General features: G+C 41.1%; 28 protein-coding genes and 1 pseudogene. All 29 read left to right on the top strand.

Annotation, left to right across the window (positions count from 1 at the left end):
* Positions 1-181 precede the first annotated feature (181 nt).
* The 29 genes and pseudogenes from M1G12_RS06600 (at position 182) to rpsH (ending at position 19,429) form a co-directional block, all read left to right on the top strand.
* Complete coding sequence (locus tag M1G12_RS06600; RefSeq protein WP_247949596.1) at positions 182-751, top strand: SP0191 family lipoprotein; 570 nt, start codon at positions 182-184, stop codon at positions 749-751.
* An 86-nt stretch (positions 752-837) separates the two neighbouring features.
* Complete coding sequence (locus M1G12_RS06595; protein WP_000507059.1) at positions 838-1,104, top strand: IreB family regulatory phosphoprotein; 267 nt, start codon at positions 838-840, stop codon at positions 1,102-1,104.
* A 3-nt stretch (positions 1,105-1,107) separates the two neighbouring features.
* Positions 1,108-1,527, top strand: a complete 420-nt coding sequence (gene ruvX / locus M1G12_RS06590) for a Holliday junction resolvase RuvX (RefSeq protein WP_004239076.1) — start codon at positions 1,108-1,110, stop codon at positions 1,525-1,527.
* Between the two features lie 15 nt (positions 1,528-1,542).
* Positions 1,543-1,848: a DUF1292 domain-containing protein gene (locus tag M1G12_RS06585; protein WP_000017620.1), complete on the top strand. Its 306-nt coding sequence runs from the start codon at positions 1,543-1,545 to the stop codon at positions 1,846-1,848.
* A 206-nt stretch (positions 1,849-2,054) separates the two neighbouring features.
* On the top strand, positions 2,055-3,305 hold the full coding sequence (locus M1G12_RS06580) for a folylpolyglutamate synthase/dihydrofolate synthase family protein (protein WP_247949595.1): 1,251 nt from the start codon (positions 2,055-2,057) through the stop codon (positions 3,303-3,305).
* 86 nt (positions 3,306-3,391) lie between these two features.
* Entirely contained in the window at positions 3,392-3,856 is a 465-nt protein-coding gene (locus tag M1G12_RS06575; protein ID WP_049502624.1) for an SP_0198 family lipoprotein, read from the top strand.
* A gap of 254 nt (positions 3,857-4,110) precedes the next feature.
* Positions 4,111-5,643, top strand: a complete 1,533-nt coding sequence (cls, locus tag M1G12_RS06570; RefSeq protein WP_020901847.1) for a cardiolipin synthase — start codon at positions 4,111-4,113, stop codon at positions 5,641-5,643.
* 254 nt (positions 5,644-5,897) lie between these two features.
* The gene (locus tag M1G12_RS06565; protein ID WP_247949594.1) at positions 5,898-7,451 is read left to right on the top strand and encodes a damage-inducible protein CinA; all 1,554 of its coding nucleotides are present in this window, start codon (positions 5,898-5,900) and stop codon (positions 7,449-7,451) included.
* A gap of 119 nt (positions 7,452-7,570) precedes the next feature.
* On the top strand, positions 7,571-9,778 hold the full coding sequence (nrdD, locus tag M1G12_RS06560; protein WP_247949593.1) for an anaerobic ribonucleoside-triphosphate reductase: 2,208 nt from the start codon (positions 7,571-7,573) through the stop codon (positions 9,776-9,778).
* 11 nt (positions 9,779-9,789) lie between these two features.
* Positions 9,790-9,930, top strand: a complete 141-nt coding sequence (locus M1G12_RS06555) for a hypothetical protein (protein ID WP_000521618.1) — start codon at positions 9,790-9,792, stop codon at positions 9,928-9,930.
* A 43-nt stretch (positions 9,931-9,973) separates the two neighbouring features.
* Positions 9,974-10,480 carry a GNAT family N-acetyltransferase gene (locus M1G12_RS06550; RefSeq protein WP_247949592.1) on the top strand — a complete coding sequence of 169 codons (507 nt, stop codon included), beginning with the start codon at positions 9,974-9,976 and terminating at the stop codon, positions 10,478-10,480.
* Positions 10,473-11,063 carry an anaerobic ribonucleoside-triphosphate reductase activating protein gene (gene nrdG / locus M1G12_RS06545; protein ID WP_247949591.1) on the top strand — a complete coding sequence of 197 codons (591 nt, stop codon included), beginning with the start codon at positions 10,473-10,475 and terminating at the stop codon, positions 11,061-11,063. The genes M1G12_RS06550 and nrdG overlap by 8 nt, the downstream gene beginning before the upstream one ends.
* Positions 11,060-11,684 (top strand): annotated as a pseudogene (locus M1G12_RS06540) (uridine kinase family protein). Before nrdG ends, M1G12_RS06540 begins: the two are co-directional and overlap by 4 nt.
* Before the next feature lie 244 nt (positions 11,685-11,928).
* Positions 11,929-12,237: a 30S ribosomal protein S10 gene (rpsJ, locus tag M1G12_RS06535; RefSeq protein ID WP_001284513.1), complete on the top strand. Its 309-nt coding sequence runs from the start codon at positions 11,929-11,931 to the stop codon at positions 12,235-12,237.
* A gap of 216 nt (positions 12,238-12,453) precedes the next feature.
* The gene (rplC, locus tag M1G12_RS06530; protein ID WP_000160197.1) at positions 12,454-13,080 is read left to right on the top strand and encodes a 50S ribosomal protein L3; all 627 of its coding nucleotides are present in this window, start codon (positions 12,454-12,456) and stop codon (positions 13,078-13,080) included.
* 24 nt (positions 13,081-13,104) lie between these two features.
* Complete coding sequence (gene rplD, locus M1G12_RS06525; protein ID WP_000024547.1) at positions 13,105-13,728, top strand: 50S ribosomal protein L4; 624 nt, start codon at positions 13,105-13,107, stop codon at positions 13,726-13,728.
* Entirely contained in the window at positions 13,728-14,024 is a 297-nt protein-coding gene (locus M1G12_RS06520; protein ID WP_001055347.1) for a 50S ribosomal protein L23, read from the top strand. The genes rplD and M1G12_RS06520 overlap by 1 nt, the downstream gene beginning before the upstream one ends.
* A gap of 17 nt (positions 14,025-14,041) precedes the next feature.
* The gene (gene rplB, locus M1G12_RS06515; protein WP_000512905.1) at positions 14,042-14,875 is read left to right on the top strand and encodes a 50S ribosomal protein L2; all 834 of its coding nucleotides are present in this window, start codon (positions 14,042-14,044) and stop codon (positions 14,873-14,875) included.
* Between the two features lie 102 nt (positions 14,876-14,977).
* A complete protein-coding gene (gene rpsS, locus M1G12_RS06510; protein WP_000533766.1) occupies positions 14,978-15,259 on the top strand; it encodes a 30S ribosomal protein S19 in 282 nt (93 codons plus the stop codon).
* A gap of 11 nt (positions 15,260-15,270) precedes the next feature.
* Entirely contained in the window at positions 15,271-15,615 is a 345-nt protein-coding gene (gene rplV / locus M1G12_RS06505) for a 50S ribosomal protein L22 (RefSeq protein WP_000818137.1), read from the top strand.
* Positions 15,616-15,627: 12 nt separating this feature from the next.
* Positions 15,628-16,281, top strand: coding sequence for a 30S ribosomal protein S3 (rpsC, locus tag M1G12_RS06500; RefSeq protein WP_000529936.1), 654 nt, complete (start codon positions 15,628-15,630; stop codon positions 16,279-16,281).
* Between the two features lie 3 nt (positions 16,282-16,284).
* Positions 16,285-16,698, top strand: coding sequence for a 50S ribosomal protein L16 (gene rplP / locus M1G12_RS06495; RefSeq protein WP_000960946.1), 414 nt, complete (start codon positions 16,285-16,287; stop codon positions 16,696-16,698).
* Positions 16,699-16,707: 9 nt separating this feature from the next.
* The gene (gene rpmC, locus M1G12_RS06490; protein WP_000772918.1) at positions 16,708-16,914 is read left to right on the top strand and encodes a 50S ribosomal protein L29; all 207 of its coding nucleotides are present in this window, start codon (positions 16,708-16,710) and stop codon (positions 16,912-16,914) included.
* A 24-nt stretch (positions 16,915-16,938) separates the two neighbouring features.
* Positions 16,939-17,199: a 30S ribosomal protein S17 gene (rpsQ, locus tag M1G12_RS06485; RefSeq protein WP_000440801.1), complete on the top strand. Its 261-nt coding sequence runs from the start codon at positions 16,939-16,941 to the stop codon at positions 17,197-17,199.
* A gap of 25 nt (positions 17,200-17,224) precedes the next feature.
* On the top strand, positions 17,225-17,593 hold the full coding sequence (gene rplN, locus M1G12_RS06480; protein ID WP_000616545.1) for a 50S ribosomal protein L14: 369 nt from the start codon (positions 17,225-17,227) through the stop codon (positions 17,591-17,593).
* A 78-nt stretch (positions 17,594-17,671) separates the two neighbouring features.
* Positions 17,672-17,977: a 50S ribosomal protein L24 gene (gene rplX / locus M1G12_RS06475; protein ID WP_000497691.1), complete on the top strand. Its 306-nt coding sequence runs from the start codon at positions 17,672-17,674 to the stop codon at positions 17,975-17,977.
* A 23-nt stretch (positions 17,978-18,000) separates the two neighbouring features.
* Positions 18,001-18,543: a 50S ribosomal protein L5 gene (gene rplE / locus M1G12_RS06470; protein WP_000013542.1), complete on the top strand. Its 543-nt coding sequence runs from the start codon at positions 18,001-18,003 to the stop codon at positions 18,541-18,543.
* Between the two features lie 17 nt (positions 18,544-18,560).
* Entirely contained in the window at positions 18,561-18,746 is a 186-nt protein-coding gene (locus tag M1G12_RS06465) for a type Z 30S ribosomal protein S14 (protein WP_001085697.1), read from the top strand.
* A 284-nt stretch (positions 18,747-19,030) separates the two neighbouring features.
* On the top strand, positions 19,031-19,429 hold the full coding sequence (rpsH, locus tag M1G12_RS06460; RefSeq protein ID WP_000245504.1) for a 30S ribosomal protein S8: 399 nt from the start codon (positions 19,031-19,033) through the stop codon (positions 19,427-19,429).
* Positions 19,430-19,544 lie beyond the last annotated feature (115 nt).

Here is a 19,544-nt window from a genome sequence, read left to right as displayed (position 1 = left end):
TGCCGTAGGTATGGTTACTGACTTCGTCAGTTCTATCCACAACCTCAAAACAGTGTTTTGAGCTGACTTCGTCAGTTTTATCTGCAACCTCAAAGCAGTGCTTTGAGCAGCCTGCGGCTAGTTTCCTAGTTTGCTCTTTGATTTTCATTGAGTATTAATCTCAAAAAGAAAGAAGAAAGAAATGAAAAAAATAGCTCTTGTTAGTCTAGCTTTCCTTTTTGTCCTGGTTGGTTGCGGACAGAAAAAAGAAACTGGACCAGCTACAAAAACAGAAAAGGATACGCTTCAGTCGGCATTGCCAGTTATTGAAAATGCCGAGAAGAATACAGTTGTGACCAAGACTTTGGTCTTGCCCAAGTCAGATGATGGTAGTCAGCAAACCCAAACCATTACATACAAGGACAAGACTTTTTTGAGCTTAACGATTCAACAAAAGCGTCCAGTCTCTGATGAGTTGAAAACTTATATTGACCAACACGGAGTGGAAGAAACTCAAAAAGCTCTTCTCGAGGCAGAGGAGAAGGATGAGGCCATCATAGAAGCTCGTAAATTAGCAGGATTTAAGCTTGAAACCAAACTATTGAGTGCAACTGAACTTCAAACAACGACTAGTTTTGATTTTCAAGTTTTGGATGTCAAGAAGGCTTCTCAGTTAGAATATTTGAAGAACATTGGTTTAGAAAATCTCTTGAAGAATGAACCAAGCAAATATATTTCAGACAGATTGGCAAATGGCGCGACAGAACAATAGAAAATCCAAATAAATAGACTGCCTGATTTGTAGAACGTAAGGAATTATGCTATAATAGTAATATTCTAAGGAAAGAGGGTGTTAGAATGGGATTTACTGAAGAAACAGTACGTTTTAAATTGGACGATTCCAATAAAAAAGAAATTAGCGAAACTTTGACTGATGTCTATGCTTCGTTGAACGATAAGGGCTACAACCCAATTAACCAAATCGTAGGTTACGTATTGAGTGGAGACCCTGCCTACGTTCCTCGTTATAATAATGCACGAAATCAAATCCGTAAGTATGAGCGTGATGAAATCGTTGAGGAATTGGTCCGCTACTACCTTAAAGGACAAGGAGTCGATCTATAACCTATGAGAATTATGGGATTGGACGTCGGTTCAAAAACGGTAGGGGTGGCTATTAGCGATCCGCTCGGTTTTACGGCTCAAGGACTTGAAATCATCCAAATCAACGAGGAGCAAGGCCAATTTGGTTTTGACCGCGTTAAGGAGTTGGTTGATACTTACAAGGTGGAACGATTTGTAGTGGGCTTGCCTAAAAACATGAACAATACAAGCGGACCGCGCGTGGAAGCTAGTCAAGCCTACGGAGCAAAGTTAGAAGAGCTTTTTGGTTTACCAGTAGACTATCAGGATGAACGCTTGACAACAGTTGCCGCAGAGCGCATGTTGATTGAGCAAGCAGATATTAGCCGTAACAAGCGCAAGAAAGTCATTGATAAGTTAGCAGCTCAGCTGATTTTACAAAATTATTTAGATAGAAAATTTTAATACAAAGGAGAGGCTATGTCACACGATCATAACCACGACCACGAAGAACGTGAATTAATTACACTAGTAGATGAGCAAGGAAATGAAACCTTGTTTGAAATCCTTTTGACGATTGACGGAAAAGAAGAATTTGGTAAAAACTATGTTCTTCTAGTACCAGTTAACGCAGAAGAAGACGAAGACGGACAAGTTGAAATCCAAGCTTACTCATTCATCGAAAACGAAGATGGAACAGAAGGCGAATTGCAACCAATCCCAGAAGACTCAGAAGACGAATGGAATATGATTGAAGAAGTCTTCAACAGTTTTATGGAGGAGTAAAAACGTCCGGGGGACGTTTTTAGCCTGACGCTAAAAATAAAAACCGTCAGTAAATTCGGAGGATGTTTTTACCCCAAGTTAATATTCATAGTAGCTAGTTATTAGCTAACCAGGTGAGAGGTCGGGACGAAAATCCTGGCCTCGTTTTTGTTAGTTATGAGACTTTATTGAGGCAGTTGATTGAACCTGTAATTAAGGAGATGTATATGTTTGAAGTAGAAGAATGGCTCCATAGTCGGATTGGTTTGAATTTTCGATCAGGCTTGGGCCGAATGCAACAAGCGGTGGATTTGTTGGGAAATCCCGAGAAGTCTTATCCTATTATCCACGTAACAGGAACTAATGGAAAAGGATCTACCATTGCTTTTATGAGGGAGTTATTTATGGGGCATGGCAAAAAAGTTGCGACTTTCACCTCCCCTCATATCGTCTCTATCAATGATCGAATCTGCATTAACGGGCAACCAATAGCTGATGCAGACTTCATCCGTTTGGCTAATAAGGTCAAGGAGATGGAGAAAACGCTCCTGCAAACCCATGACCAGTTGTCTTTTTTTGAATTGCTGACCTTGATTGCTTTTCTTTATTTTAGAGAGCAAGCGGTGGATTTGCTTTTACTAGAAGTGGGAATTGGTGGTTTACTAGACACGACCAATGTGGTAACTGGAGAGATTGCTGTCATCACTTCCATCGGACTTGATCATCAGGAGACTCTGGGTGACAGTATAGCAGCAATTGCAGAGCAGAAAGCTGGTATTTTTAAGGCTGGTAAAAAGGCAGTGATTGCTAAGTTGCCTTCAGAAGCTAGGCTTGTTTGTCAGAAAAAAGCAGAATCTTTAGCTGTTGACCTTTATCAGGCAGGTCAGGATTTTTCAATGCTGAATGGGGATTTTTCAAGCTCTTTGGCTAACCTTTCACAGTTGAAAATAGGTTTAGAAGGAGCTTATCAGCAGGAAAATGCGGCCTTGGCGCTACAAACGTTTCTTCTCTTTATGGGAGAAGGAAAGGAAGCTGTTGATGAACAGGTTGTAAGACAGGCTTTGGAGAAGACCCATTGGGCTGGGCGTTTGGAGCGTATTCGTCCTCAAATTTACTTGGACGGTGCTCATAACCTCCCTGCCTTGACTCGCTTGGTTGAATTTACTAAAGAAAAAGAGCAGGAAGGATATCGTCCTCAAATCCTATTTGGAGCCTTGAAAAGGAAGGATTATCAAGGGATGTTGGCTTATCTGACTGAAAAATTGCCTCAGGTGGAACTCAAGGTGACCGGCTTTGACTATCAAGGTTCTTTGGATGAAACAGATGTAACAGGTTACGATGTAATTCCTTCTTATCGCGAATTTATCAGCAGTTTCGAAGAAAGAGCAGACACTCAAGACTTGTTATTCATTACAGGGTCTCTCTATTTTATCTCAGAAGTACGGGGCTACTTGCTGGCCCATGAGCAGATAAATTGACCTCCTTTTTTGAACTTGTTATACTAGGAAAACTACTAGTTAGAAGGAAAAACTTCTGTAAATTGGTAGCAGAAAGGAAATTCATCATGAAATTAAAAAGATTCACACTTTCTCTTGCTTCTCTAGCAAGTCTTAGTCTCTTAGTAGCTTGTTCACAAAGAGCTCAACAAGTTCAACAACCAGTAGCTCAATCGCAAACACAACAAACTCAGCAATCACAACCTGCTGCTTCATCTTCGGCAGAAAATTCAAACCAGGCAGCGACAAGTTCTTCACAAAATACGCCTGAGGCTCAACCAACCAATATTGATGGAACTTATACTGGTCAGGACGAAGGAGACCGTATCACTTTAGTGGTAACTGGAACAACTGGTACATGGACACAGGTAGAAACTGACGGAGATCAAGAAATCAAGCAGGTTAGCTTCGATGCCGCTAATCAACGCATGATTATTGGGGATGATGTCAAGATTTATGCAATTAATGGCAATCAGATGATTATTGACGATAGGGATAGAGAAGCGTCTGATCGCATTGTTTTATCAAAATAGACTGGAAGGAGACTGGTTTTGTCAGTCTCTTTTGCTTTTACTCAGAAAAATGATTATAAATACTTGCCTTCTACCGAATACCTGCGTTATACTAGTATTAATTACCTGTTTTTAGCATTCATACTCTTCGAAAATCTCTTCAAACCACGTCAGCTTCCATCTGCAACCTCAAAACAGTGTTTTGAGCAACCTGCGACTAGCTTCCTAGTTTGCTCTTTGCTTTTCATTGAGTATCAAAATATCAAGGAGGGGATATGAAATATAGAAAATTTCAATTATTGATGTCCAAGTATGGCTTTAGTCTTTCGATTATGCTACTTGAACTTTGTCTTGTTTTTGGTCTCTTTCTTTATTTAGGGCGGATGGCTCCTATTCGATGGGGTATTCTCTTAATCTTTATGAGTATGGCGACTATCGTAGCGATTGTCAATCGTTCCATGGCGCCTGAAAGCAAGGTAATGTGGTTAGTGGTGACCTTTGTTCCTGTTATTGGCCCCCTGCTCTATCTGATGTTTGGTGAAAGGCGATTGTCCAAAAAAGAAATCAAGCAGTTGGACAAACTTGGCTCCATGCATTTTCGGGAGGATAACAGTAAAGCTCTCCGCCAGAAATTGAAGGAAGATGATAAGGCGGCTTACGGAGTTATCAAATCTTTGCTAAGTATGGATAGCAATGCCGATGTCTATGATCGAACAGATTCACAATTCTTTTCTTCGGGTGAAAGCATGTGGCAACATATGTTGGAAGACCTCAAGAAAGCTGAGAAATTTATCTTTCTAGAGTACTATATTGTCGAAGAAGGTCTGATGTGGAATAGCATACTAGATATACTAGAGCAAAAGGCAGCTCAGGGTGTAGAGGTCAAGATGCTCTATGATGATATCGGTTGTATGGCGACTTTACCTGGAGACTATACTGTTCAGCTTCGTAGTCGAGGAATTGAAGCTCATAAGTTTAACAAGGTGATTCCTCGTTTGACGGTAGCTTATAATAATCGAGACCATCGTAAAATCCTTGTTATAGATGGTCAGGTAGCTTATACAGGAGGCATTAACTTAGCCGATGAGTATATCAACCATGTAGAACGCTTTGGCTATTGGAAGGATAGTGGGATTCGCATAGATGGCCCTGGTGTCAAGGCTCTAACCCGTCTCTTTTTGATGACTTGGTACATCAATCGTGGGGAAATCAGTGATTTTGACCAGTATCACTTGGAAAACCAGCCTCGTTCTAGCCAAGGGCTCTGTATTCCCTATGGTAGTGGTCCCAAGCCCATCTTCAGTACTCAGGTAGGGAAAAAAGTCTATCAAAGTTTGATTAATCAGGCTACTGACTCAGTCTATATCACAACACCCTATTTGATTATTGACTATGATTTAACTGAGAGTATTAAAAACGCGGCCATGAGGGGTGTTGATGTTCGCATCGTGACTCCTTTCATTCCAGATAAAAAATTAATCCAACTCATTACAAGAGGGGCCTATCCGGATTTGTTGTCAGCAGGAGTAAGGGTTTTTGAGTATAGTCTAGGCTTCATCCACAGTAAACAAATCTTAGTGGATAAGGACTTTGCTGCAGTTGGAACGATTAATTTAGATTATAGAAGTTTGCTTCATCACTATGAAGATGCAGTTTTGCTATATAAAACGGCATCAATCACAGAGATTCAAAAAGACTTTCAGGAGATTTTTTCGGTATCGCAAGAAATTTTCCCTCATACGATAAAAAATAGCTGGTATCAGAAATTAATTAAGGAAATTGCCCAGTTATTCGCCCCTATCTTATAAGAAATCTAGGACTTAGGATACAACCCAGTCCTATTTTTCTTGCCTTTTACGAATAAGAAGATATAGGAGGAATGATGCTGACTCAGAAAGAATTGGATTATATCATGTCATTTAAACAGACGAATTTACATCGATTTCGGGAAATTGAAACCTTTGTGAAACTATGCAAAAAATCACTCAAACAGCCATCGCAAGCTGACAATTTTAGGTCTTTTTGATATACTAAGACAGATAAATTGAATAGGAGAAACGACATGGCTGTATATGGCAGAATCGAAGAAGTATCCGAAACGATACAGAGTAATGAAATTGAAAATAGACTGGATAGGAACCTTGAATCTCATGTAGAAAAAGAAGAACAGGTAGCTTTTCCATTTTTCAGACTCATCATTGGAAGTACGATTGCAACGGTTTTTTCTGTGGTGCTACCTTTACTTTTAGATATGGTAAGTCCCTCTCAGGCGCAGGATTTGTATATAGGGTGGGCTTTACATCAGGGAGGACAGCTCTACAGTAGCTATTATGCTAGTCACGGTCTTCTTTATTACTTGCCACTTTATATTACCCAAGGAGGCATTCTTTTTGCCTTGGTAGAATGGCTAGCTCTCTTAGGAGGAGGTTACTTCCTCTTTTCTTCAACTGACTATCTGACGGGACAAAGGGAACAAGCCAAGCAACTCCTAACCATATTTTATATTTTGGTATCCGGTCTCGGTTTTGGAGGAGGCTATGCTACGATTTTAGCTTTGCCATTTCTGTTTGCAGGATTTTCGTTCATAGCAGCTTATCTATCAACTCCTAACCATGACAAGGGATTTCTACGTCTGGGGATTTTCTTGGCCCTATCATTTTTCATAGAGCCTCTTACAAGTCTTCTCTTTATTGCAGTAGTAACAATTGGTTTGTTTGTCTTTAATGTTGGGCATGGTCGCCTTGCTCATGGAGTTTATCAGTTTTTTGCAGCAGCACTTGGCTTTTCTCTCATTTTTTACCCAGTAGGATATTATGTTCTTGCTTCAGGTGGCTTTGGAGAAGCTCTAGGAAGTCTTTTATATCCGATTGATTCCCTTCAGGTCTTTATCAATCCCCAACTAATGGATAATGTTCTATTCTATGGTTTGTTGACCTTTGGTTTAGGAGCTCTCTTCCTTGTTTTTCTAGGTTTGTTCCAATCAAAGGCATCAAGATTATATGTTATTTCAGTACCAGCTAGTTTTGCTTTCATATTTGTATTAGCCTTGTTGCTTTTTTCTCAAGAACCTCTTCACGGTTCGTGTTTGATTCTAATCCTTCCATTTTTACTCCTTCTTTTGATGACCAGTATTCGTGGGAAACATTCAGCTAGAGGAGATCGTCGTCGGAGAAGAGAAGAAGCTCCTACTTTATGGAAAAAATTTATGAAGGGGAATCTCTACTTACCTATCCTAGTGGTGGTTTATCTGATTGCAATTCCTTTTGTGGCTCGTTTTGTTTTGCATCCAGCTTCTTATAGAGAACAACATCAAGTAGTAGACAGAGTCAAACAAGAGACGAGTGATGGTGACCAAATCTATATTTGGGATTCTCATGTTCAGATGTATAAAGAAAGCCAGCGTTTGGCTGGATCCATGTTCCCATCACCTCTTCTTTACACGAGTACAGAAGAGAATAAAACTAGTTTACTCAATGACTTGAAAGAAAACCAACCTAAGGTGATTGTGGTAAACGACAAGGTGGCTCTCTGGTCTGAGGCGGAGACACTCTTAAAAGAAAATTATCAACAAGTAAAGACTGATTATTCAGAGTTTAAAGTCTATAAAATCAAATAGCCAAATCAATATCTTGTGTATTTTTAAAAATTTTAGGATTTTTAACACAAGATATTGATTTTTATTTTTAGAGTGGTATAATACTTTTTAGAAAGAACATTTTAGAAACGAGCATGTATATGATTGCACTAGAAGAAAAAATTACAACTTTAGCAACCCTCTTCGTTGAAAAACGAGATGGGAGACGTGTTGCATTTGATGTGGACAAGATTGACAAGGCTATCCACAAGGCGGCAGACAAGGTTATGGATGTGACACCCTTGGTCGAAAAACGCCTAAATGCTTTGACCGAGCGAATTGTCACAGAAATTCATAGTCGCTTTCCACAGGGGGTTAAGATTTACGAAATTCAAAATATCGTAGAACATGAACTCCTTGAAGCCAAAGAATATGCGCTAGCTGAGGAGTATATTACTTATCGGACACAAAGGGATTTTGAGCGTTCAAAAGCGACAGATATCAACTTTAGCATCCATAAACTTCTCAACAAAGACCAGGCCGTTGTCAATGAAAATGCTAATAAAGACAGCGATGTCTTTAATACCCAGCGTGATTTGACAGCGGGCATCGTTGGAAAATCAATCGGACTGCAAATGCTTCCTAAGCATGTAGCCAATGCCCACCAAAAGGGGGATATCCACTATCACGATTTGGACTACAGTCCCTATACACCTATGACCAACTGCTGTTTGATTGATTTCAAGGGGATGTTGGAGAATGGTTTTAAGATTGGAAATGCGGAGGTGGAGAGTCCTAAGTCTATCCAGACTGCGACAGCTCAGATTTCCCAAATCATTGCCAACGTTGCTTCTAGCCAGTATGGGGGCTGTTCAGCTGACCGTATCGATGAAGTCTTGGCGCCTTATGCAGAGAAGAATTATCAAAAACACCTTAAGGATGCGGAAGAGTGGGTCTTACCTGACAAACGGGAAGATTACGCTTGGAAGAAAACCCAAAAAGACATCTATGATGCCATGCAATCTCTCGAGTATGAAATTAATACTCTCTTCACTTCAAATGGACAAACCCCCTTTACTTCACTAGGTTTTGGTCTAGGGACAAGTCGTTTTGAACGAGAAATTCAAAAAGCTATCTTGACCATCCGAATCAAGGGACTTGGTTCAGAACACCGCACAGCTATCTTCCCTAAACTTATCTTTACGCTTAAAAGAGGCCTTAACTTGGAAGAAGGGACTCCCAACTACGACATCAAACAGTTGGCCCTCGAGTGTGCAACCAAGCGGATGTATCCAGATGTCTTGTCCTATGATAAGATTATCGAGTTGACTGGTTCTTTCAAGGTTCCTATGGGCTGCCGTTCGTTCCTCCAAGGATGGAAAGACGAGAATGGTGTAGAAGTTAATTCAGGTCGGATGAATCTAGGTGTTGTGACGGTCAATCTTCCTCGCATTGCCCTCGAGTCTGAGGGTAACATGACCAAGTTCTGGGAAATCTTCAATGAGCGTATGAATATCGCAGAAGATGCTCTGGTTTACCGTGTCGAACGTACTAAAGAAGCGACACCAGCCAATGCTCCTATCCTCTATCAGTACGGTGCTTTTGGCCATCGTCTAGGTAAAGAAGAAAGTGTTGACCAGCTCTTTAAGAATCGTCGTGCAACCGTTTCGCTGGGTTACATCGGTTTGTACGAGGTAGCGACAGTCTTCTTTGGAAATAGCTGGGAACACAATCCAGAAGCCAAGGAATTCACGCTGGATATCATTCGTGATATGAAACGCCGGGTGGAAGAGTGGTCAGATCAATATGGCTACCATTTCTCTATCTACTCAACACCATCTGAAAGTTTGACAGACCGTTTCTGCCGACTAGATACAGACAAGTTTGGTTCTATTCCTGATATTACAGACAAGGAATACTACACCAACTCTTTCCACTACGATGTTCGTAAAAATCCAACACCGTTTGAAAAATTGGACTTTGAGAAAGTCTATCCAGAAGCGGGTGCGTCAGGTGGTTTCATTCATTATTGTGAGTACCCAGTCCTTCAGCAAAATCCAAAGGCCCTGGAAGCTGTCTGGGACTATGCCTATGACCGTGTCGGCTATCTAGGAACCAATACTCCGATTGACCGTTGCTACAAGTGTGATTTTGAAGGGGATTTTGAACCAACTGAGAGAGGGTTTGCTTGTCCAAACTGTGGCAATAGTGACCCTAAAACAGTAGACGTTGTTAAACGGACTTGTGGTTATCTTGGCAATCCTCAAGCCAGACCTATGGTCAACGGCCGTCACAAGGAAATCGCTGCGCGTGTCAAACACATGAATGGCTCAACGATTAAAATAGCTGGCCATCAAGTAACCAATTAGAAAGAAATGAAATGGGAAAATATCAATTAGATGATAAAGGGCGCGCACAAGTGACCCGTTATCACGAGAAACACTCTAAAGGTGGAGCTGGTAAGAAAGAACGCTTGCTCAACCTCAGAGAACAATTTTTAAACAAGAATAAGAAAAAATAAAAGTGAGAGTCAACTCTCGCTTTTCTCTTAGTGGGAGGTAAGGATGGAACTACGCAGACCAAGATTAGCAGATAAGAAGGCTGTTATAGATATGATGGAGGAATTTGAAAAATATCAGTCGCCTCACGACGGTGGTTTCTGGGATACAGAGAATTTTTCCTATGAAGACTGGTTGGAAACAAATATGCAAAAAGAGATGGGAATAAACTTGCCTGAAAATCGTGTTCCTTCTATTCAATTTGTATCATTTGATGATGTAGGTCGTGCTCTAGGATTTTTGAATCTGCGATTGAGACTGAATGAGGGATTATTGAATTATGCTGGCCACATTGGCTACTCCATTCGTCCATCAGAAAGAGGCAAAGGTTATGCTAAAGAGACTCTCTGTCAGGGCTTGCAAGTTGCTAAGGAAAAGAACATCAAGAGAACTCTTGTGACCTGTAGCGTGAATAATCCTGCTAGCAGAGCAGTCATTCTAGCAAATGGTGGGCTCCTTGAAGATGTTCGTAATGGAGTTGAGCGTTATTGGATAGAGGTAGCGAATGAATAATCCAAAACCACAAGAATGGAAAAGCGAGGATCTCAGTCAAGGGCGTATTATTGATTACAAGGCCTTCAACTTTGTGGATGGAGAGGGTGTGCGTAACTCCCTCTATGTATCAGGCTGCATGTTTCACTGCGAGGGGTGCTATAATGTTGCGACTTGGTCTTTCAATGCAGGCATTCCTTATACAGCAGAGTTAGAAGAACAGATTATGGCAGATCTTGCCCAGCACTATGTTCAAGGCTTGACCTTACTGGGAGGGGAGCCATTCCTCAATACGGGCATTCTCTTGCCTCTGGTTAAACGCATTCGTAAGGAATTGCCAGATAAAGACATCTGGTCCTGGACGGGATATACTTGGGAAGAAATGATGTTGGAAACTCCAGATAAACTGGAACTCTTATCATTGATTGACATTCTTGTCGACGGACGATACGATCGAACTAAGAGAAATCTCATGCTCCAGTTTCGAGGTTCGTCTAATCAACGAATTATTGATGTACAAAAATCCCTCACAAGTGGGCAAGTAGTGGTTTGGGACAAGCTCAATGACGGAAAAGAAAGCTATGAACAGGTGAAGAGAGAGTGAAGAAAAAAGACTTAATAGAAGAACTGGTCTCAGAAATAAAAGCAGGAAAAGTCAAGACACTGGGAATATACGGTCATGGAGCTTCAGGTAAATCAACCTTTGCACAGGAATTGTACCAAGCTTTAGATTCTACTACAGTAAATTTGATAGAAACAGATCCTTATATCACCTCCGGACGCCATTTGGTAGTACCAAAGGACGCGCCAAATCAAAAGCTAAAAGCCTGTCTGCCAGTGGCGCATGAACTGGCGAGTTTGGAGCGAGATATCCTCGCGTTGCAGGCAGGTATGGATATCTTAACAATTGAAGAACCTTGGAAAGCTAGTGAGATCTTGCCTGGAGCAAAACCGATTTTGATTGTCGAAGGGATGTCTGTGGGCTTTTTACCCAAAGAACTCTTTGACAAAACCATCTGTTTCTACACGGATGAGGACACCGAATTAAAGCGGCGCCTAGCTCGAGATACGACTGTGAGAAATCGCGATGCATCCTTTATATTGGCTAGCCATAAGATGAGACGGGAGCAGTATCTGCTATACTAAAGAAACTGAGTCAAGGGCGGACATTCTAGTGGACCAATCAGAAGGTAAAATTGATGTCAAGAGAACTCAACTTATATAGAAGAAAATCCCTAATTTTAGAAAGAAAAAATAGGAAAACAGTTTCATTGTAAAAAAACGAAAAAACAGCAACAAATCCCTTGCAATCGCAGGGGCTTTGTGTTATTCTATTATGGTGCTGTAAATTACAGCCTTAGCTTTGATGCAAGAGGTTGCGACACGCTCGGTTGCATTGCCACGCAACACCGCGTCGGTTTTCTTGTGGAGCTAGCCTATTATCTTAAATAGACGAAAAGGAGAAAAAGATGGCAAACAAAAAAATCCGTATCCGTTTGAAAGCTTACGAACACCGTACGCTTGACACAGCGGCTGCAAAAATCGTAGAATCAGCTACTCGTACAGGTGCACAAGTTGCGGGTCCAATCCCACTTCCAACTGAACGTAGCCTCTACACAATCATTCGTGCGACTCACAAATATAAAGATTCTCGCGAACAATTTGAAATGCGTACACACAAACGTTTGATCGATATCGTTAACCCAACTCAAAAAACAGTTGATGCTTTGATGAAATTGGATCTTCCAAGTGGTGTAAACGTAGAAATCAAACTTTAATCTAAAATATAAAAGAGCAGAGGCTGGTGTTTCAATCTAATTGAACACGGGCTAAACTCGGTGTGAAAAAGATAAACTTCCTAGTGTTTGCTAGACACTGCGTCAGTTTCCTATTTTCACTTTGAGTTTGACGCCCTTTGTATCTTAGACTTGAGCATAAAAAACGCTCGTTAAAAACTTTTTGAATAAAAAATATAGAAAAGGAACTATTTTCTCATGACAAAAGGAATCTTAGGGAAAAAAGTGGGAATGACTCAAATCTTCACTGAAGCTGGCGAATTGATCCCTGTAACAGTTATTGAAGCAACTCCAAACGTTGTTCTTCAAGTTAAAACTGTTGAAACAGACGGATACAACGCTATCCAAGTTGGTTTCGATGACAAACGCGAAGTATTGAGCAACAAACCTGCTAAAGGACATGTAGCGAAAGCTAACACGGCTCCTAAGCGCTTCATTCGTGAATTCAAAAACGTTGAAGGCTTGGAAGTTGGTGCTGAAATCACAGTTGAAACATTCGCAGCTGGAGATGTTGTTGACGTAACTGGTACTTCTAAAGGTAAAGGTTTCCAAGGTGTTATCAAGCGCCACGGACAATCACGTGGACCAATGGCTCACGGTTCTCGTTACCACCGTCGTCCAGGTTCTATGGGACCTGTTGCACCTAACCGCGTATTCAAAGGTAAAAACCTTGCAGGACGCATGGGTGGCGACCGTGTAACAATTCAAAACCTTGAAGTTGTACAAGTTGTTCCAGAAAAGAACGTTATCCTTATCAAAGGTAACGTACCAGGTGCTAAGAAATCTCTTATCACTATCAAGTCAGCAGTTAAAGCTGGTAAATAATAAGGAAAGGGGAATACAGTCAAAATGGCAAATGTAACATTATTCGACCAAACTGGTAAACAAGCGGGCGAAGTTGTTCTTAACGATGCAATCTTTGGTATCGAACCAAATGAATCTGTTGTGTTTGATGTGATCATCAGCCAACGTGCTAGCCTTCGTCAAGGAACTCACGCAGTTAAAAACCGCTCAGCTGTTTCAGGTGGCGGACGCAAACCATGGCGTCAAAAAGGAACTGGACGTGCTCGTCAAGGTTCTATCCGCTCTCCACAATGGCGTGGTGGTGGAATCGTCTTCGGACCAACTCCACGTAGCTATGCGTACAAACTTCCTCAAAAAGTTCGTCGCCTTGCGCTTAAATCTGTTTACTCAGAAAAAGTTGCTGAAAATAAATTTGTAGCCGTTGATTCTCTTGAATTTACAGCTCCAAAAACTGCTGAATTTGCAAAAGTTCTTGCAGCTTTGAGCATCGATTCTAAAGTCCTTGTTATTCTTGAAGAAGGAAACGAATTCGCAGCTCTCTCAGCTCGTAACCTTCCAAACGTGAAAGTTGCGACTGCTACAACTGCAAGTGTTCTTGACATCGCAAATAGTGACAAACTTCTTGTTACTCAAGCAGCTATCTCTAAAATCGAGGAGGTTCTTGCATAATGAATTTGTATGATGTTATCAAAAAACCTGTCATCACTGAAAGCTCAATGGCTCAACTTGAAGCAGGAAAATATGTATTTGAAGTTGACACTCGTGCACACAAACTTTTGATCAAGCAAGCTGTTGAAGCTGCTTTCGAAGGTGTTAAAGTTGCTAATGTTAACACAATCAACGTAAAACCAAAAGCTAAACGTGTTGGACGTTACACTGGTTTTACTAACAAAACTAAAAAAGCTATCATCACACTTACAGCTGATTCTAAAGCAATCGAGTTGTTTGCTGCTGAAGCTGAATAATCTAAGGAGGAAATATCGTGGGAATTCGTGTTTATAAACCAACAACAAACGGTCGCCGTAATATGACTTCTTTGGATTTCGCTGAAATCACAACAAGCACTCCTGAAAAATCATTGCTTGTTGCATTGAAGAACAAGGCTGGTCGTAACAACAACGGTCGTATCACAGTTCGTCACCAAGGTGGTGGACACAAACGTTTCTACCGTTTGGTTGACTTTAAACGTAACAAAGACAACGTTGAAGCAGTTGTTAAAACAATCGAGTACGATCCAAACCGTTCTGCAAACATCGCTCTTGTACACTACACTGACGGTGTGAAAGCTTACATCATCGCTCCAAAAGGTCTTGAAGTAGGTCAACGTATCGTATCAGGTCCAGAAGCAGATATCAAAGTCGGAAACGCTCTTCCACTTGCTAACATCCCAGTTGGTACATTGATCCACAACATCGAATTGAAACCAGGTCGTGGTGGAGAATTGGTACGTGCTGCTGGAGCTTCTGCTCAAGTATTGGGTCAAGAAGGTAAATACGTTCTTGTTCGTCTTCAATCAGGTGAAGTTCGTATGATCCTTGGAACTTGTCGTGCTACAGTTGGTGTTGTCGGAAACGAACAACATGGACTTGTAAACCTTGGTAAAGCTGGACGTAGCCGTTGGAAAGGTATCCGCCCAACAGTTCGTGGTTCTGTAATGAACCCTAACGATCACCCACACGGTGGTGGTGAAGGTAAAGCACCAGTTGGTCGTAAAGCACCATCAACTCCATGGGGCAAACCTGCTCTTGGTCTTAAAACTCGTAACAAGAAAGCGAAATCTGACAAACTTATCGTACGTCGTCGCAACGAGAAATAATTTAAAACTAGTCGCTTAAGCGCTAGATAATCCGCCAGCTCGGTAGCGCTCGTTGAGAGCGCAAGCCGCTGTGGTACTATATTTAAAGGAGAAAATATAAAAATGGGACGCAGTCTTAAAAAAGGACCTTTCGTCGATGAGCATTTGATGAAAAAAGTTGAAGCTCAAGCTAACGACGAAAAGAAAAAAGTTATCAAAACTTGGTCACGTCGTTCAACGATTTTCCCAAGTTTCATTGGTTACACTATTGCAGTTTATGATGGACGTAAACACGTACCTGTTTACATCCAAGAAGACATGGTAGGTCACAAACTTGGTGAATTTGCACCAACTCGTACTTACAAAGGTCACGCCGCAGACGACAAGAAGACACGTAGAAAATAAGGAGAACATAAATGGCAGAAATTACTTCAGCTAAAGCAATGGCTCGCACAGTACGTGTTTCACCTCGTAAATCACGTCTTGTTCTTGATAACATCCGTGGAAAAAGCGTAGCCGATGCAATCGCAATCTTGACATTCACTCCAAACAAAGCTGCTGAAATCATCTTGAAAGTTTTGAACTCAGCTGTAGCTAACGCTGAAAACAACTTTGGTTTGGATAAAGCTAACTTGGTAGTATCTGAAGCATTCGCAAACGAAGGACCAACTATGAAACGTTTCCGTCCACGTGCGAAAGGTTCAGCTTCACCAATCAACAAACGTACAGCTCACATTACTGTAGCTGTTGCAGAAAAATAAGGAGGTAAAATCGTGGGTCAAAAAGTACATCCAATTGGTATGCGTGTCGGCATCATCCGTGATTGGGATGCCAAATGGTATGCTGAAAAAGAATACGCGGATTACCTTCATGAAGATCTTGCAATCCGTAAATTCGTTCAAAAAGAACTTGCTGACGCAGCAGTTTCAACTATCGAAATCGAACGCGCAGTAAACAAAGTTAACGTTTCACTTCACACTGCTAAACCAGGTATGGTTATCGGTAAAGGTGGTGCTAACGTTGATGCACTTCGTGCTAAACTTAACAAATTGACTGGGAAACAAGTACACATCAACATTATCGAAATCAAACAACCTGATTTGGATGCTCACCTTGTAGGTGAAGGAATTGCTCGTCAATTGGAGCAACGTGTTGCTTTCCGTCGTGCACAAAAACAAGCAATCCAACGTGCAATGCGTGCTGGAGCTAAAGGAATCAAAACTCAAGTATCAGGTCGTTTGAACGGTGCAGATATCGCCCGTGCTGAAGGATACTCTGAAGGAACTGTTCCACTTCACACACTTCGTGCAGATATCGATTACGCTTGGGAAGAAGCAGATACTACATACGGTAAACTTGGTGTTAAAGTATGGATCTACCGTGGTGAAGTTCTTCCAGCTCGTAAAAACACTAAAGGAGGTAAATAACCAATGTTAGTACCTAAACGTGTTAAACACCGTCGTGAATTCCGTGGAAAAATGCGCGGTGAAGCAAAAGGTGGAAAAGAAGTAGCATTCGGTGAATACGGTCTTCAAGCTACAACTAGCCACTGGATCACTAACCGCCAAATCGAAGCTGCTCGTATCGCCATGACTCGTTACATGAAACGTGGTGGTAAAGTTTGGATTAAAATCTTCCCACACAAATCATACACTGCTAAAGCTATCGGTGTGCGTATGGGATCTGGTAAAGGGGCACCTGAAGGTTGGGTAGCACCAGTTAAACGTGGTAAAGTGATGTTCGAAATCGCTGGTGTATCTGAAGAGATCGCTCGCGAAGCGCTTCGTCTTGCTAGCCACAAATTGCCAGTTAAATGTAAATTCGTAAAACGTGAAGCAGAATAAGGAGAAGGCATGAAACTTAATGAAGTAAAAGAATTTGTTAAAGAACTTCGTGGTCTTTCTCAAGAAGAACTCGCGAAGCGCGAAAACGAATTGAAAAAAGAATTGTTTGAACTTCGTTTCCAAGCTGCTACTGGTCAATTGGAACAAACAGCTCGCTTGAAAGAAGTTAAAAAACAAATCGCTCGTATCAAAACAGTTCAATCTGAAGCGAAATAATAGACTAGGGAAGGAGAAATTTCAATGGAACGCAATAATCGTAAAGTTCTTGTTGGACGTGTTGTATCTGACAAAATGGACAAGACAATCACAGTTGTAGTTGAAACAAAACGTAACCACCCAGTCTATGGTAAACGTATTAACTACTCTAAAAAATACAAAGCTCATGATGAAAACAATGTTGCCAAAGAAGGCGATATCGTACGTATCATGGAAACTCGCCCGCTTTCAGCTACAAAACGTTTCCGTCTTGTAGAAGTTGTTGAAGAAGCGGTCATCATCTAATCAAACCTGAAAGGAGAAAACTGAAATGATTCAAACAGAAACTCGTTTGAAAGTCGCAGACAACAGCGGTGCTCGCGAAATCTTGACTATCAAAGTTCTTGGTGGTTCAGGACGTAAATTTGCAAACATCGGTGATGTTATCGTGGCATCTGTAAAACAAGCTACTCCTGGTGGTGCGGTTAAAAAAGGTGACGTTGTTAAAGCAGTTATCGTTCGTACTAAATCAGGTGCTCGTCGTGCTGATGGTTCATACATCAAATTTGACGAAAACGCAGCAGTTATCATCCGTGAAGACAAAACTCCTCGCGGAACACGTATCTTTGGCCCAGTTGCACGTGAATTGCGTGAAGGTGGCTTCATGAAGATCGTGTCACTTGCTCCAGAAGTACTTTAATTTTTAGAAACAAACTAGTCCCCTGGATTTACCTCCAGGGTGCCCTTATGGGCGTAAGAAAAATCAAGGAGAAACCTAATGTTTGTAAAAAAAGGCGACAAAGTTCGCGTAATCGCTGGTAAAGATAAGGGAACAGAAGCTGTTGTCCTTACTGCCCTTCCAAAAGTAAACAAAGTTATCGTTGAAGGTGTTAACATCGTTAAGAAACACCAACGTCCAACTAACGAACTTCCTCAAGGTGGTATCATCGAGAAAGAAGCAGCTATCCACGTATCAAACGTTCAAGTTTTGGACAAAAATGGTGTAGCTGGTCGTGTTGGTTACAAATTTGTAGACGGTAAAAAAGTTCGCTACAACAAAAAATCAGGCGAAGTGCTTGATTAATCACGAAGGAAAGGAGAAGTATAATGGCAAATCGTTTAAAAGAAAAATATCTTAATGAAGTAGTTCCTGCTTTGACAGAACAATTCAACTACTCATCAGTGATGGCTGTGCCTAAAGTAGATAAGATCGTTTTGAACATGGGTGTTGGTGAAGCTGTATCAAACGCTAAAAGCCTTGAAAAAGCTGCTGAAGAATTGGCACTTATCTCAGGTCAAAAACCACTTATCACTAAAGCTAAAAAATCAATCGCCGGCTTCCGTCTTCGTGAAGGTGTTGCGATCGGTGCAAAAGTTACCCTTCGTGGTGAACGTATGTACGAATTCTTGGATAAATTGGTTTCAGTTTCACTTCCACGTGTACGTGACTTCCACGGTGTTCCAACAAAATCATTTGATGGACGCGGAAACTACACACTTGGTGTGAAAGAACAATTGATTTTCCCAGAAATCAACTTCGATGACGTTGACAAAACTCGTGGTCTTGACATCGTTATCGTAACAACTGCTAACACTGACGAAGAGTCACGTGCATTGCTTACAGGCCTTGGAATGCCTTTTGCAAAATAATATAGGAGGTAAATCTAATGGCTAAAAAATCAATGATTGCTAAGAACAAACGTCCAGCGAAGTTCTCTACTCAAGCTTATACTCGTTGTGAAAAATGTGGTCGTCCACATTCAGTTTACCGCAAATTTAAACTTTGCCGTGTTTGCTTCCGTGAATTAGCTTACAAAGGACAAATCCCAGGCGTTACCAAAGCATCTTGGTAATTTAAGATATCAAGAGCGTCAAAACTCTAAGTGAAAATAGGAAACTTGACGAAGAAACTGAAGTTTCTAGGAAAGTTTATCTTTTTCACACAGAGTTTAGCCCGGGTTCAGTTGGGCTTGCCAATTTGAACACGAGCTACAGCTTTGGCAAAAAAGACCAATTTTCTTTGGAGCATCGCTCCTGCATCAAATTGCCTATTTTTGCTCTTGCTGTTACGCTCTTTGTATCATGTATTAACTAGCAAGTGCAACTTGCAAACTACTAGTAAGAGGAGAAAAACAAAATGGTTATGACTGACCCAATCGCAGACTTCCTAACTCGTATTCGTAATGCTAACCAAGCTAAACACGAAGTACTTGAAGTACCTGCATCAAACATCAAAAAAGGGATTGCTGAAATCCTTAAACGCGAAGGTTTTGTAAAAAACGTTGAAATCATCGAAGATGACAAACAAGGCATCATCCGTGTATTCCTTAAATACGGACCAAATGGTGAAAAAGTTATCACTAACTTGAAACGTGTTTCTAAACCAGGACTTCGTGTCTACAAAAAACGTGAAGACCTTCCAAAAGTTCTTAACGGACTTGGAATTGCTATCCTTTCAACTTCTGAAGGTTTGCTTACTGATAAAGAAGCACGCCAAAAGAATGTTGGTGGAGAAGTTATCGCTTACGTTTGGTAATATTTAGCTCCCAATTTCTTTGTGACTCTTCGTTATCGTCTCTTGCCTAACCCAAAGTTATGCCTGCGAGACGATGCCTAGATTCACTTTGAAATTGAAACCTAAATGTTCCTTT

The organism is Streptococcus mitis (genome assembly GCF_023110375.1).
Classification (GTDB): domain Bacteria; phylum Bacillota; class Bacilli; order Lactobacillales; family Streptococcaceae; genus Streptococcus; species Streptococcus mitis_CI.
The sequence above is the reverse complement of the archived record's forward strand: the minus strand, read 5'-3'. Positions and strand labels throughout refer to the sequence as shown.